Annotated in this window: 10 protein-coding genes; 1 reads left to right on the top strand and 9 read right to left on the bottom strand. The window is 50.5% G+C overall.

Going from position 1 to position 13,759, the window contains the following annotated elements:
- Positions 1-82: 82 nt before the first annotated feature.
- Entirely contained in the window at positions 83-1,006 is a 924-nt protein-coding gene (locus tag ACQKPA_RS21860) for a S66 peptidase family protein (protein ID WP_427494612.1), read from the top strand.
- A gap of 327 nt (positions 1,007-1,333) precedes the next feature.
- On the opposite strand, the gene ACQKPA_RS21865 is transcribed toward ACQKPA_RS21860, so the two are convergent.
- The 9 genes from ACQKPA_RS21865 to ACQKPA_RS21905 form a co-directional block, all read right to left on the bottom strand.
- Positions 1,334-1,975, bottom strand: a complete 642-nt coding sequence (locus tag ACQKPA_RS21865) for an ATP-binding domain-containing protein (RefSeq protein WP_427494613.1) — start codon at positions 1,973-1,975, stop codon at positions 1,334-1,336.
- A complete protein-coding gene (locus ACQKPA_RS21870; protein ID WP_427494614.1) occupies positions 1,972-2,334 on the bottom strand; it encodes an NAD(P)H-binding protein in 363 nt (120 codons plus the stop codon). The genes ACQKPA_RS21865 and ACQKPA_RS21870 overlap by 4 nt, the downstream gene beginning before the upstream one ends.
- A 24-nt stretch (positions 2,335-2,358) precedes the next feature.
- A complete protein-coding gene (locus ACQKPA_RS21875) occupies positions 2,359-2,820 on the bottom strand; it encodes a MarR family winged helix-turn-helix transcriptional regulator (protein ID WP_427494615.1) in 462 nt (153 codons plus the stop codon).
- A 221-nt stretch (positions 2,821-3,041) separates the two neighbouring features.
- Positions 3,042-5,024, bottom strand: a complete 1,983-nt coding sequence (locus tag ACQKPA_RS21880; RefSeq protein WP_427494616.1) for a beta-N-acetylhexosaminidase — start codon at positions 5,022-5,024, stop codon at positions 3,042-3,044.
- A gap of 100 nt (positions 5,025-5,124) precedes the next feature.
- On the bottom strand, positions 5,125-7,389 hold the full coding sequence (locus ACQKPA_RS21885) for a beta-glucosidase family protein (RefSeq protein WP_427494617.1): 2,265 nt from the start codon (positions 7,387-7,389) through the stop codon (positions 5,125-5,127).
- Positions 7,390-7,416: 27 nt separating this feature from the next.
- The gene (locus ACQKPA_RS21890; protein ID WP_427494618.1) at positions 7,417-9,933 is read right to left on the bottom strand and encodes a glycoside hydrolase family 3 N-terminal domain-containing protein; all 2,517 of its coding nucleotides are present in this window, start codon (positions 9,931-9,933) and stop codon (positions 7,417-7,419) included.
- A 56-nt stretch (positions 9,934-9,989) separates the two neighbouring features.
- The gene (locus ACQKPA_RS21895) at positions 9,990-10,874 is read right to left on the bottom strand and encodes a carbohydrate ABC transporter permease (protein ID WP_427494619.1); all 885 of its coding nucleotides are present in this window, start codon (positions 10,872-10,874) and stop codon (positions 9,990-9,992) included.
- 12 nt (positions 10,875-10,886) lie between these two features.
- Complete coding sequence (locus ACQKPA_RS21900; RefSeq protein ID WP_427494795.1) at positions 10,887-11,756, bottom strand: ABC transporter permease; 870 nt, start codon at positions 11,754-11,756, stop codon at positions 10,887-10,889.
- Between the two features lie 396 nt (positions 11,757-12,152).
- The gene (locus ACQKPA_RS21905; RefSeq protein ID WP_427494621.1) at positions 12,153-13,667 is read right to left on the bottom strand and encodes an ABC transporter substrate-binding protein; all 1,515 of its coding nucleotides are present in this window, start codon (positions 13,665-13,667) and stop codon (positions 12,153-12,155) included.
- Between the last annotated feature and the right edge of the window lie 92 nt (positions 13,668-13,759).

Consider the following 13,759-nt stretch of genomic DNA (forward strand, 5'->3'; position numbering starts at 1 on the left):
ACTGCATTGCAAATCCAGCCAATATATTCTAAAGACATGATCACGAAGGCTTCTTCTATTCTCAGGAAGGGAAGAAAAGGATATGCCGATACCTCCGCCAATCTTGCAGAGGGGCGATACCGTTGGAATCGTTACCTTGGGCAGCCCACTCGCTGCAGACATCATTAATGCACGAATCGAATATTTGAGAGCAATGGAGCTTAATGTTGTATTGGGTCAATATGTATATGCGCAAAACGGGTTTCTTGCCGGCACAGACGAGCAGCGAGCCTCCGATTTAATGATGATGTTTCGAGATGAGCAGGTAAAAATGATACTGCCTACCAGAGGCGGTACAGGCGTGGCCGGAATTCTTCCGTACCTTGATTATAATGAGATACGAAATAATCCAAAAATCGTCACGGGTTACAGCGACATCACGGTATTATTAAATGTACTGCATCAATATGTAGATTTAATAACATTCCATAGTCTGATGCTTATTGACTTCAAACCCGAAACACCCGCTTATAATTTCGATCAGTTTTTTTCCGCGACATCCGTGTATTCATTAACCCGGTCAATCTTGAATCCGCCGGGGATGCCGCTGATAAGCCGTATTCCGGGCAACGTTACGGGGCAGCTTGTGGGCGGTAATCTCACATCGTTTGTCGATACGCTGGGCACGCCATTCGAAATCGATACACGGGGTAAAATTCTCGTTCTTGAAGAGACGCATGAACCCACCAATACCGTCTACAGATACTTGAACGATTTGAAGCTTGCCGGAAAATTTAATGACTGCATCGGCATTATTATGGGAGAATGCTCAGGCTGCCAGGCGGCTTATGGCACATCCTATGAAGATTTAATCAACGAATTTGTTGTACCTCTCGGTAAGCCGCTTATAACAAATCTTGCTACAGGACATGGGATGTATAAAGCCGCTTTGCCAATTGGCGCAACAGTACAACTCGATTCCGTCAATAATAGAATAACTACGGTAGAACCTACAGTCAGCGTTTAACTTCGGCTAAGACGATAAGAGGTCATGTCTATCGACAAGCCCCACAATTCTGAGCCCGCAAGGAAAGTCCCCACCCTTGTAATGAATGACGCACGGTTCAGACTATTAAGCGCAAAAAAGCCTTGGCCGACTAACGGCTAAGGCTGTTTACATGTTTTCATACGAGCGAGTCAACCCTTTGTTTGTATAGGAGCTGACATGATCCCTGCTTTCTGATCTTCGAGCTGTGCATGGATAAAAATCAGCTCGAGGAACAAATTGATCTGTTCTCGAAGATTGCTGAATCATGAGCAGCAGCTTATGGCGGAGGGCGTCATCACCGATCCGTCAATATGCTGCTCTCTCATATAAATCAGCAGACAATGCCTGCACGAACGGTGACCAATCGTCCGTTGTGTATACATGAAGTCGGTGCATGGCCCGCGTACATGCTGTATACAGAAGTTTGCGATCATTATCCCGGCTGTAAGCTTGAGGTGATGCCTCATAAATCAGAACGGCATCAAACTCAACACCCTTGGCGAGATATACGGGAAAAACCATTACTCCTTTTTCAAAGGTGACCGTCTCCTTCGTAATGAGCTGCAATGCTTCGCTTCCTTGCTCCCTTAAAGATTCAAAGGCTGCGCGGCTTTCAGCCGCCGTCTTCGTAATGACGGCAATAGAGTCAAAGCCCTCGGCTTTAAGTGCCGCGATGTCTTTCCGTATTCGTGCATCGCGCATTTCTTCGTCTTCTAACTTCACAAGAAGCGGCTTCGGTCCGCTCCTGTCAAAGGGGACGATTTCCGACTTATCAGAGAGCAGCGTTTTCGTAAATTCCACAATCTCCCGTGTTGAACGATAGCTGCGCACAAGGCGGATCAAGCAAGTTTCAGCTTCACCATAAAGTCGAACCAGTTGCGAATCGGACTCATGCAGCTTGGTAGACTGCGTAAAGATCGCCTGCCCGAAATCACCGAGTACCGTCATGCGGGCACGCGGAAATAGTTTCTTGAGATACTCATATTGAAAGGGCGAATAAAATAAGAGCTGACAAAGATGAAGCGCCGGATTTTGCTTTCCTGCATCGATCTGATAATTGTTTTCGTAACGCCGGCTATATCGGTTTTGCCGCCTATAATCGCAATTACTGCATCACTCCCGTCAATCGCTTGAAGAACGTCAGGTTTACGAAGCCCATCTCCAGTTACGATCTTGTCAAAGCCCTGATCCATACTTAACAACTGCGGACGTCTTGTAAACGCAATAAGCTTGTGCCCACGTGTCTTACCGTACTTTAGAACCTCCAGTCCTGTCGCACTCGTTGAACCTATGACGGTTACTCTCATATTCATCTCCCCTACTCATTAGAATCACTGACGAGTTGAAGCTTGTACATGTTTATTCAAATTGTTTAATATGATTTTTAACAACCTCATTAATTCCAGGTACTCTTCTGCGGAGATCCCTTCTGTTCCAATCTCCATTAATTCTGCTAGCGCTTCCTCAATCTTCGGAACGACAGCCCTTCCGGAATCGGTTAGATATATCTTTTGGTTCCGTAGATCGATGGGGTCAATTTCTTTGCGAATATAACCCTCAGATTCAAGCTTGCGGATCGCTTTTGCCGTCGTTGTCTTGTCGACCATCAATTGCTCGCTTAGTGTTTTCTGATTCACCTCCTCTTTCATTGAGAGCATTAGCAAAAACATGTGCTGCCCAAATCCCAAGCGAAGCGGGGCAAGACGCGGAGTAAGCAGCATATGCAAATGTCGATTGATTGCGGTTATTTCTTTTCCGTACGATTCGTTCTGGAATTCAATCCTTTTCATCATATTCAACCCCAATAGTATAATTAACCAACTGTATACATTATCATTGAATTTAGTTTGTTGTGGCAAGTTAATTTACGGCATACAACAGAATTCCTGTTTGTTTACCTTTATAAAAAAAAGCCGCGATTTTCGCGACTTGGAATGCTATGGGATTTCCTCGTAGAAATGAAATTTCTTCCTGCAACTCACCAAACATGACTCCGGACTACCTCTCTCTCAATTTATGGGGTTTGATGTGTTGCAGGCTGCTGCTCTAAAACCTGTTCTTGAGTTTGCCGAATCCCTTCGTATTGGTCGAGCAGTGTATACATCGCTCGGGTGCTGGTTATAAGACCGCCTTCCTTATTGCGGATCCGCCATAATCTATTAAATTCTTCAATAACCAGCTTGAGCTGAGATTCCAGATCAATGATGCAGTTGACCTCATCTTGTGCATCAGACATATCGATCCGGCACATATATCGGTGAATCCCAACCGCCTGTTCAATTAACCGCAGGGTATTCCGCAGCTCGTCTGTAATGACGTCGGCATCGCGAACTTGAAGATCAAGTCTTTCCAGCTGTTCTTTACGCTTCTCCAGCCACGCCAGCATGTCATGATATTGAAAATCCAGCTGAAACGAGTCGACTGTCGTTCCGTTAAGCTCTGCAAATATCCGCAAAAACAAGCTAAGTTCTTTCTCCAACTGCTCCCGGCTCTTTAATCCGCGGGTTAGCAAAGCACTCAGATAGGTGCCGTTATCAAGCGAGCTGTTCTCCAAATGGTAGTATCGTCCCAATTCCATCAGGAAATGCCCGATCTCACCGCTGGCGTCTTTAAATACGTACTCCGACAGATACCTCTTCAACTCATCTTCTCGTTGCAGGTTACCTTCCGTATACCAGCTTAACCCGGCTGCGTAGGCATACCCCGGATAGCTGATCGCCGGAACCTGCCAATGCCCGTTATCGCCCCAATCGGTCACGATTAACCCTCCGGCCCCGAATTTCCGGCCTTGAATTGCTGCGTCGGCGATATTGTTCAGCATATTGTCGGTTCGACCGGACAGAGAGGACCAGGAACTCGTTCCAGGACAGACGTAATAGGATATTCCGTTCTTCTGCAGCATGCTGCAGTGCTCGGCAAAAGAAATGCTGCTGTCATAATTCCAATCGAGGATCGTCACATCGTCCGGGATCCGTTCGGCTATTTCCGGATGGCGGGTCAATACATCTCCCCACATCATCGCTTTCTTTCCGTGGCTTCGAACGATATCCGTCACGCCTTCTGCATACTCCATATACAGCGGACCCAATCCGATCGCATCGCAGCGCTTCTTGCTTTTGCCGGCTCCAAGACCAAACGGCTCATCCATATTGATGTTAACCCAATCGGATGTGAACGCAGGCAGTAATTCATCGAACATCCCCTTAATCAACTCCAGAGAACGCGGGTCGACTGGGTTCAAAGTGGTGGGAGGGAATGTCAATGGATACGGACCATCAATCAGCATTCCGTCCGGATGCTCCGCAAGGTCACGGTATCCCGGTTTACTGAGCCAATCTCCCATGTGGCCCAGACAATTCTGATTCGGCACCAGATCGATAAAACGGCTTGCGGCGTAAGCATCCAACCTGCGGAACTCTTCAGCTATCATCGGGGTGCTATCCGGGAACGCCTCCATATGCTGTTTATAATCGAAGCAATATCCTTCCATGTACAGCTGCAGATGATTCAGCTTCAACATCCCCATCTGGTCGATCAGCTGGAACAACTCCGTTAGCCTCGGAATTTTGCTGCGTCCAATATCCAGCATTAAGCCACGTACCGGAAAGTCGGGTTCATCTTCAATCCGAAAGCATTTCCATGAGAATCCTTGGCGCAACAAAAGCTGCTCTATTGAGACCACCGCATAATGCAACCCGGCCGGTTGACTATATTCAATTCGCAGTCCTGCTTCATCCCATTGTAAGACATAGCCTTCCGGGTGCAGCCCCTCCTGTAAAGAGACTGATATCGGAATGGACGAATCTGTTGAATTACCATCCTGAAAAGAGCCAGTCAACGCCTGCTCCAATCGAGATTTCAGTCTCATCTGCTCCACCGCTGAGACAGCTTTTTCCTGAATGTCGTACGTAACGCTCACCGACCAGATCTTCTCTCCATCCAGCCATTTCACAAGTCGCGGCCGTGGATACAGCGGCATGGGTTGCTCCTGTTTCATTGAATAGACACTTCCTCTCCCTGATCCGACACGTGAATAATATTTTCATATTATGGTTGTGGTATTGTTTGAATCAGCTGTTTTTAGCAAGTCATTCAAGTCAGCTATTCAAAAAGTCAATAAGGTCACTCAGCTGCTTCTCTGTCGTTTTGCCCCCGCTGAACGACAGCAAGCCGCGCAATGGCATGGCGTCCAGAAATGCCCTGAACATTTCCGCATGGGAGCTGTCTTCAATCGCTGATGCAAACGGGAGCTTGCCGATAAAATCCTCTACAAAAGCCGCGCCTTTGACGGTCATTTTCAAATCCGAAACGGTGGAGTTGCGATGGAAAACGATCTCCCGCACGGTTGTGGACTGCACCTCAACGATCTCCGTAAGCGCGATGTCCCGGGAGGACTTGCCGATTCGAATTTCAAATTCGCCGCTCTCCACGACCCAGTCCTTCAGCTCAACGTCATAGTAGGCGAAGCTTCTGTGATCCAGCTCGAACGTAATGGTCTTGTCTTCCCCCGATGCTAATTCCACCTTGTCAAAACCCTTCAGCTCCTGATCCGGCCGAATGACGCTCCTCTCCATATCATGAACATAGAGCTGCACGATCTCCTTACCTGGTCGAGCCCCTGTATTCTTTACGTTTACGGAAACAATGAGCTTCTCCGTATCCTTTAGCCGCTTCTTATCCACCGTAAGATTAGAGTACTCAAATGTGGTATAGCTCAGCCCATGCCCGAACGGAAACAGGGGAGCCAGTTTTTTCGAGTCATAATAGCGGTACCCGACAAACAAACCTTCGCGGTATTCGACACGGTCGCCTTCCCCGGGAAAAAACAAGTACGAGGGATTGTCGCTCAGCTTAACCGGGAACGTCTCGGCCAGCTTCCCGGACGGATTCGCGTCACCGAACAGAATGTCGGCGATTGCTCCGCCAAGCGCCTGACCGCCCAGATACGCTTCCAGCACGGCCTTGGCTTCTCCAAGCCAAGGCATCTCCACCGGTGCGCCGTTGCTGAGTACGACAGCCATATTCGGCTGCACCTTTGCTATCGCTTCGATCAGAGTTATCTGATTCGGCGGAATCCGCAGATGCTTCCGGTCGAAGCCTTCCGATTCATAGCGGTTCGGCAGCCCGGCAAACACAATGGCAACGGAAGACTCGGATGCGAGGGCCAATGCTTCCTGAAGCAGCAGCTGGTCGCTGCCCTCTTCGTTCAGATTATAGCCGGGCGCGTAATGGATCTTCGCATCGCCGGCTGAGGCCTCCATTTCCTCCAATATATCGTCCAGCCGGGTTGGACGAATCTTGGAGCTGCCGCTGCCCTGATAGCGCGGCTCTTTAGCTAATGCACCGATCACGGCGATACGGCCGCTTCGAGCAAGCGGGAGCATCCCGCCTTCATTTTTAAGCAGCACCATACTCTCGTGAGCCACCTCGCGCGCCAAACGGTGATGCTCCGTCTGATCGAAGGCCGCGTCCGGCTTCCGCTGATCAACGGCTCTGAATATGACGGTAAGTAGACGCTCGATCGCGGCGTCCAGCTTCGCCTCGGGCAGCTGACCGCTTCGGACGGCCTCCACAATTTTCGCATCCCCCTCGCCGTGGCTCGTCGGCATCTCCAGCTCCATGCCTGCCGCAAGCGCCTTCGCACGCTCATTGACTGCTCCCCAGTCTGAAATCACAAAGCCTTCATGGCCCCATTCGTTTTTCAAAATATCGGTTAACAGGGTTTCGTTCTCGGAAGCAAATTCCCCGTTCACTTTATTGTAGGCACACATAACCGTCCACGGTTGTGCTTGCTTGACGGCGCCTTCAAAGCTGGCCAAGTAAATTTCACGCAGCGTCCGCTCGTCGACCACCGAGTCCGACGTCATTCGCCGATGCTCCTGGTTGTTGGCCGCGAAATGCTTGAGCGAGGTCCCTACCCCCTGACTCTGTACCCCTTGGATATGATAGGTCGCCATTTCGGTCGATAAATAAGGATCTTCCGAGAAATACTCAAAGTTGCGCCCGCATAATGGGGAACGCTTGATATTGGCTCCCGGCCCCAGCAATACGGCTACATTTTCCGCTTGGCATTCTCTACCCAGCGCTTCGCCCATCCGGTAGATCAATTCACGATTCCATGAGCTCGCTACGCCTGCTGCCGACGGAAAGCATGTTGCAGGCACGCTGTCGAACAAGCCCAGATGGTCGGACGATGCCCGCTGCTTACGCAGCCCGTGCGGTCCGTCCGTCACCATGACGGATGGAATCCCCAGTCTCTCCACCCCTTTCGTATGCCAGTTATCCAGGCCCGAGCAAAGACTCGCCTTCTCCTCCAAGGTCATCTGCGAAATCAATGCTTTCAAATCCCGATGCTCACTCATTGTCGTTCCTCCTCTTTATTGACTCAATCAATCAAGCAATTCAAACTCCATGCCATCGGATGCCTCACGGCTGCTGGATCCGATATAAACCTTGAATGTACCTGGCTCAGCCGTGTAGCCGGATGCCGGCGACCAGAACGTCAATTCCTCGCCAGTAATCTTAAACGCAATCTTCCTGCTCTCTCCGGGTGCCAACCATACTTTCTGAAAGCCCTTCAGCTCCTTAACCGGCCTCACAATACTACCGCAGCAGTCTTGAATGTACATCTGGACAATTTCCTCGCCGGAAACAACGCCTGTATTCGTCACCTTCAGCGATACCGTAATCGTATCGTCCGTCGTCATCTCACAGCGGTCCAGAACGATCCCCGAGTACTCAAAACTCGTATAACTCAGCCCATGTCCGAAAGGATATAACGGGTCATTCGGGCCATCCAAGTATTTGGATATGAATTTATCCTTTCCATTCGTATCAGTTACCGGTCTACCGGTGTTAAAGCTGTTGTAGTATACCGGCACCTGCCCGATGCGGGCAGGAAAGCTCATCGTCAGCTTCCCTGACGGATTGTAATCTCCTGTCAACACGTCTGAGATGGCGTGACCTGCCTGTGAGCCTAGGAACCAGGTTTCCAGAATGGCATCGACATGCCGGTCATACCAGTCCAGGACCAGCGGACGTCCGTTCGTGAGAACAAGAACCGTCGGTTTGCCTTCCTCGATGACGGCTTCCGCCAGCCGCTGCTGCGCCTCGGGCATGACGATATCCATACGGGAAGCCGCTTCACCCGACATCTCGCTGCTCTCGCCGAGCGCCAGAATAACGATATCCGCCTCACGGACCTGCATGACCGCCGCCTCGATTCCACCGTCAATCGCTTCATTCACGCCGCATCCTTGAGCGTACAAGATTCGCTCCGCAGGGATGTCTTTCTCCAGCATTCCTTCATACAGGGTCACGGTTTCATGGCCATAGCGGGAGAACTGCCACGGTCCGAGCAGGTCCTTACTATCGGCAAATGGACCAATCAGCGCGATCTTGCCGGCTTCCTTGGCAAGCGGGAGCACGCCTTCATTTTTGAGCAGAACCATCGATTTGCGGGCCAACTCCAGACTTGCCTGCAGATGCGCTTCGTTAAAGTGATATTCGATTTCTTTCTCAGGGCGAATGTATCGATATGGATCGTCCATTAAACCGGTTTTGTACTTCACGTATAAAATGCGGCGAACGGCATCATCGAGCTGCTGCTCAGTTACCTTACCTTCACTGACAAGTGCAGGCAGATGATCGAAAGCGCGAGTCACCATTTCTATATCCATCGTGGCGTGAACGGCTTTGTGCGCAGCCTCCTTCGTGTCCTTCGCGTGTCCATGAACCCGAATTTCGTCGACCGAGCCGTAATCGGAAATCAGGATTCCGTCAAATCCCAGCTCTTCCCGAAGCAGCTCTTTCAGTACGAACGTATTAGCCGCGACCGGGACTCCCTGATAAATATTAAAGGCGTTCATCACCGAGCCGGCTCCCGCTTCCAGAGCAGCCTTAAACGGCGGAAGGTATACGTTTCGAAGCGTGCCCTCCGAGATGTCCACACTGTTATAATCTCTGCCGGCTTCCGCTGCCCCGTAGGCAATGAAATGCTTCAGGCAGGCGACCAGCGTCTCTTCGCTATGCAGAGACTCTCCTTGGTACCCCGCAACTTGAGCTTTGGCAATTAACGCCCCCAAATACGGATCCTCGCCCGCCCCTTCCGATACCCTGCCCCAGCGGGCGTCACGGGTAATGTCGATCATCGGGCCATGATTGAATATCGTTCCGGAAGCACCGGCCTCCTTAGCGGCAATCGCGCACGCTTCTTGGATCGCTTCCATGTCCCAGCTGCAGGACCATGCCAGCGGGATTGGGAAAATGGTCTGCGAGCCGTGGATGACGTCCGCGTGAAACAGCAGCGGAATACCGTGCGGCGATTGCTCGACGGCTATTCTCTGCAATTCAAATACTCTTGTAATGTCGAAGGCTCCCAGTACCGATCCTGCTCTTCCCTCGGCAATCAGCTTCTCCGGCGGGTCGGATTCCACCGCATTCCCGAAGGAGAAATTGGAGGCCTGGCATTGACACATTTGACCAACCTTCTCCTCCAGCGACATGTCCGCAAGCAAAGCTTCAACGGCCACTGCGATTTCTTCGTCCGTCCGCTCCCGAATCCCGCTTTTTCGGTACGCCGCTGCTTCCTCCAGCAAGGATTGTGCAAGATAGGGCCCCCGCCCTCTTTTACCGTGAAGGGGAAAGCTCCCGAACGAAGGGATGCGAAGCTCGCCCGTGAACGAATCCCCGACGAACGACAGCTGTAGGGAAAGATCCTCATCCGGCTTCCAAAACACTTTGCCCAATCCCCGTAGTTGGTTGCCCTGCACCGTAACGTCGGGGAAGGATAGCGGAACCGGAAGGGGCTCCATGACGGCATCGAGGGTGTAGCCTGCTTTTTGGCTGATTTTAAACTGTATTTTCATTCTCGGCTGATCAATAATTGAATGCCAAATGCCTATCATATCTGCTTCACTCCTGTCCTTGGTCATCTTGTTTTATACGTTCTATACGTTCTGGTTTAGCCCTTTACCGCACCAATGGTCATACCTTTAACAAAGTATTTCTGGAAGAACGGATAGGCGACGAGGATCGGCAGCACGCCTATGACGGCCACCGCCATCCGGAAAGTCTCACTCGGCAGCTGCTCCAGCGCATTCCCTGAATTCATGCTGCTGTTACGGGTTAAATACTGGATGTCGCTCATAATCCGGTTCAAAAGATTCTGCAGGCTGAACAGCTCCGGTTCCGTTACGAACACCAACCCGTTATTCCAATCGTTCCAGTATGCCAGCCCCTGAAACATCCCGACCGTTGCCATGATCGGAAGCGACAGCGGAAGAATGATTTTGTAATACATCCTGAACTCACCGGCTCCGTCCATGCTTGCCGATTCTAGGACTGCCGCAGGGATCGTGGTGGCGAAGAACGTCCGCATCAGCAGCACATTGAAGCCATTCATGAGCAGCCAGGGGATCAGCAGGGCAAGCAGCGTGTTTTTCAAATCGAACAGCTGTGTATAGACCAGATAGGTCGGAACCAATCCCCCGTTAAACAGCAGCGTGAAGAACACGATGAACGACAGCACGACACCGCCGGGAAGATCCTTACGGGATAGCGGATAGGCCAGCAGTGAAGTCATGACAAGGCTTGCGCTCGTGCCGATCACCGTGATCAGGATCGTGATCCCGTATGCATGGAAGATCTGCGCCGATTCTCTCCATAGATATTCATATGCGCCCAGGCTGAACTTGGAGGGGAAGAAGGAATAGCCCTCCACGGCAATCGTGTGATCGTCGGTGATCGATGAGATAAACAGCAGGATGAACGGAAGAATACACGCCAGGGAAAAAACAATCATGATGATGTGCGCTGCCCATTGCAGACCGCGGGATTCGTTTTTCATATGGATCGCTCCTTAGAACAAAGCATTGTTTTTATCAATTTTCCGGACGACATAGTTGGAGACCAGCACGAGAACGAATCCGACCAGCGACTGATAGAATCCTGCCGCCGAGGACATGCCGATATCACCGAGCTGCATCAACCCGCGGAATACGTAAGTGTCTATAACATTGGTTGTCGAGAATAGAGCGCCGGAATCCATCGGCACCTGGTAGAACAATCCGAAATCGGAATAGAAGATGCGCCCTATACCGAGCAGTGTCAAAATGGTGATCACCGGCGTAATCATCGGAAGCGTAATCTTGCGGATCTGCATCCATTTGGAGGCTCCGTCCAGCTTTGCAGCCTCGTAGTACTCGGGATCGATGCCGATGATGGCTGCCAAATAAACGATGCAGGAATACCCCGCCGCCTTCCAAATATGCACGACCGTCAGAATGAAGGGCCAATATTTCGGCTCCGTATACCATGAGATAGGATCCAGCCCAAGTACCGGGAGCAGCGTCTTGTTCACCATTCCCGTATTCACGCTGAACATGGCGTAAACCAGGTAGCTGACGATAATGATGGAGATAAGAAACGGCAGGATAATGACGCTTTGATAAAAACGTGATGCCACTTTGTTGCGGATCTCGTTCAGCAATATGGCGACACCAACCGAAACGATCAAGCCTAGAACGATAAACGCAGCATTGTAAAGAATCGTGTTACGCGTAATGATAAATGCATCATCCGTTTTGAACAGATACTCAAAGTTTTTGAAGCCGATCCAGTCACTGTCCCATATCCCTTTGCTGTAGTTCACGTCCTTAAAAGCGATGCTTAGACCGAACAGCGGCAAATAATTGTTGATGAGCAGGTAGATAAGCCCCGGCAACATCATGATGTATAGCGGAACGTACTTCCGAAGGGATCTCCGTCCCTTGCGGCGTGTTGTACTTGTCACCGCACTTCCCCCCTTTTGCGGCTTTATAGCCGAATCTATATCTTCATTTTAAAGAGCAAGCACACGGGCCACTACCGCTTTGACGACTTCACATTTGTGCTTTCCCGACTTCAGCGGCTGTTAAGCCGAACAGAGTGCCAGGTCAGTTTGTAATGAAGGTTCACAATCTGTCGGAAACGCTCCTTCCGCACATAAAAAAAAGCAGCCCGCCAAGGATCAACCCTGTGCGACCTGCTGCTCATGCTTCACGTTTTTCGATGAGCTTTATGATTTCTCTTCTTTTTTCACAATGGAAACGGCCACGGAGTATCCCGTGACCGTTCACATGATGTTTTACTTCACGCCGTTGGTTTTAGCCCATTCATCCAATTGCTTCTGTTTCTCCGCAATAATCTTATCGATTCCGGCCGATTTCAATTTGGAGATGAACTCCGGCAAAATCTGTTCCGGGTCTACACTTCCTGTCTCCAGCGGCATTTTATATTGCGTAATGACGTTGCTTACGGCTGCATACTCGGTCTTCACCGGAGAAGCGTCAAACAGGAAGCCCATGGCTTTCGAGCGCTTGGAGCTCTTGTTGAATTCATCCATCTTGGACCAAATTTCCGGATCGTCGCCATTCATGACATAAGACAGGAACTGATTCCCGAACAGCCAGCCAAGCGGCATTTTATAACCTACCGAGTTGTAATCAACACCCTCCGGATAATCGATCACATTGTCGAAGCCGTCCACCTTTACATAATGGGTGCCTTCGATCCCCCAGTCATACAGGTTCACAATATCCTTGTCGGTGTACATCAGATTCAAAAATTCCATCGCTTTCTCAGGGGTTTCGGAATTGACCGGAATGCCCCACATCGCGCCCGTTACCGTGCTCGTCGTAGCTACAGGAGGTACGAGCTCTGCAGTGACCAACTCGAGCCCGGACAGCTTCTTCTCGCTCTCCGCAAAGCCGGGTTTTTGCATAGCCATATAGGCAAAGGCTTTGCCAGCTTTGATCATGTCAAACCGCGTTGCCTGCGTTGTGGCCATATCCTGTGGAATCAGCCCATCCTGATACCAACCGCGAATCTTGTTGACAAAGTCGGCATATTCCTTCGTTTCGTAATAATTGACAATCTTAAGCCCATTGTCATAGCTCGGAAGAACACCGATCGTGTCGTTCAGACTATCATAGTTGACATAATTTTCTCGGAAGGATTGCCCCGCAGCACCGGTAACCAGCGGTGTCATGGTAGGACCCTCTCCTTCCTTTACCTTCCGCAGCACGGCTTCCACGTCATCGAGCGTCTTGATCGAGGCAACATCGATCTTGTATTTATCCACCAACTCTTTGCTCATGGTCAGCCCATAGCTGGCCGCCAAATCCCGCACCGTCGGCGTTCCGTATATCTCTCCGCCGATGCGCGTAGCTTGCAAATAATCTTTTCCCAAGGCATCGGCGATCCCCTGACCATGCTGCTCAAGCAATTGATCCAGAGGCTTCAGCTGACCTTTCGCAACGATGTTGCTGAAGTTATAACCGGATAAGTACAGCAGATCCATTTTCTCGCCGCTTGCAAACATCAGATTCGTCTGCTGCTCCCAGTCTCCGACAGAAATATGCTCAAATTTGACCTTGGCCTGTATTTTCTCGGCCGCGATCTTGTTGATGGCGTCCTCCACTTGCTGTATATCTTTCGGAATGGAGCCTGCCACCGGAAGCACGACCGTCAGCTCCGTGAGGGCTTTTTGTTCACCTGCCGGCTCATTGTCTTGGTCGGCTGCTTTCCCTCCTCCGCAGGCCGACAATAGTATGACGGCGCTCAAGAGCATCGTGGATAGTCGTGCGAATGATTTTTTCATCTGTTCCCCCGCCTTTGTGATTGATGTGTTTCTAGCTATATTGTAAGAGGGGACGTGATTGTGCACTGCTCTTATAACGACTTTTCACTGTC

The organism is Paenibacillus sp. NPDC093718 (genome assembly GCF_050279985.1).
Taxonomy (GTDB): Bacteria; Bacillota; Bacilli; order Paenibacillales; family Paenibacillaceae; genus Paenibacillus_AQ.

Excerpts from the sequence above, each read along its gene's own strand:
- ACQKPA_RS21860 (WP_427494612.1), top strand. The coding sequence starts at position 83 with ATGCCGATACCTCCGCCAATCTTGCAGAGGGGCGATACCGTTGGAATC.
- ACQKPA_RS21870 (WP_427494614.1), bottom strand. The coding sequence starts at position 2,334 with ATGAGAGTAACCGTCATAGGTTCAACGAGTGCGACAGGACTGGAGGTT.
- ACQKPA_RS21895 (WP_427494619.1), bottom strand. The coding sequence starts at position 10,874 with ATGAAAAACGAATCCCGCGGTCTGCAATGGGCAGCGCACATCATCATG.
- ACQKPA_RS21900 (WP_427494795.1), bottom strand. The coding sequence starts at position 11,756 with ATGATGTTGCCGGGGCTTATCTACCTGCTCATCAACAATTATTTGCCG.
- ACQKPA_RS21905 (WP_427494621.1), bottom strand. The coding sequence starts at position 13,667 with ATGAAAAAATCATTCGCACGACTATCCACGATGCTCTTGAGCGCCGTC.
- ACQKPA_RS21890 (WP_427494618.1), bottom strand. The coding sequence starts at position 9,933 with ATGATAGGCATTTGGCATTCAATTATTGATCAGCCGAGAATGAAAATA.
- ACQKPA_RS21865 (WP_427494613.1), bottom strand. The coding sequence starts at position 1,975 with ATGACGGTACTCGGTGATTTCGGGCAGGCGATCTTTACGCAGTCTACC.
- ACQKPA_RS21875 (WP_427494615.1), bottom strand. The coding sequence starts at position 2,820 with ATGATGAAAAGGATTGAATTCCAGAACGAATCGTACGGAAAAGAAATA.
- ACQKPA_RS21880 (WP_427494616.1), bottom strand. The coding sequence starts at position 5,024 with ATGAAACAGGAGCAACCCATGCCGCTGTATCCACGGCCGCGACTTGTG.
- ACQKPA_RS21885 (WP_427494617.1), bottom strand. The coding sequence starts at position 7,389 with ATGAGTGAGCATCGGGATTTGAAAGCATTGATTTCGCAGATGACCTTG.